1 protein-coding gene is annotated in these 772 nt (G+C 53.0%); it reads right to left on the bottom strand.

What is annotated here, in order from left to right; all coding sequences use genetic code 11:
* The coding region (locus DVK07_RS20075; protein ID WP_199719661.1) for a transcription initiation factor IIB family protein at positions 1–660 on the bottom strand (660 nt) is incomplete at its 3' end.
* Positions 661–772: the final 112 nt, after the last annotated feature.

Genomic DNA, 772 nt, shown 5'->3' with positions numbered 1-772 from the left:
TGCGCTCTCTCCAACGTCGACATCAACTGCGATGTCACGGGCGTCATCGGCATACACAGCCGGATGCTCATCGAATACAGTCTGCAGCGTCGTCAGTGCCTCATCAATCGTCTGCGGTGGGAGTACGTCCACTGGGACATCGTCCGCCAACTTCAGGAACTCCCGGTAACTATTTCGGATCGAGACCGTGGTCTTGTTCACGAACTCTGCAACATCTCGCTGCCGAATATCGAGTCGGTGTTTCTGGGCGATCGCATAGAGAATCGCACCAGCAACCGTTGTCGGCGCAAACCCACTATGCAGATTCCGCTCTTTTCCACGTTCAAGCAGCCCGAAACACTCTGCTGCCTGTTCTTCCGAGAAGTCGAACCCCTCGATCCCATCCTCAAGATACGTATCGGGATCAGTTGGCGTTGGCTGAATATCCAATTCAGACATCAACTTCGCGCTTAAATGCTGAATGTTCTTCTGCGACTTCCGCGCACACTCAGCAATGTCCGGTAATGAAATCGGTTCATCCTGTCGAGTACATGCTAAGTAAAAACACGCCCCTGCAACACTATCGATCGAATCATAATCGTACCCCGACCGGAGCACATCCCCACATAATCGAATCGCATCAACCATCGTCTCCTCTGCCGCACCGAGGCTCTCCCCCATACGCTCCACCTCACTTCCCAGATAAAGTAACACTGACCGACCAGAGTACCGCGCTTGCATCACTCACACATCTGAAAGCCACCATAATTGTCTTTCGCCGGACTCCGAGAAC

Source organism: Halorubrum sp. Atlit-26R (genome assembly GCF_003666015.1).
Lineage (GTDB): Archaea > Halobacteriota > Halobacteria > Halobacteriales > Haloferacaceae > Halorubrum.
Note: the sequence above shows the minus strand (reverse complement) of the source record. Positions and strands in the feature narration are given on the sequence as shown.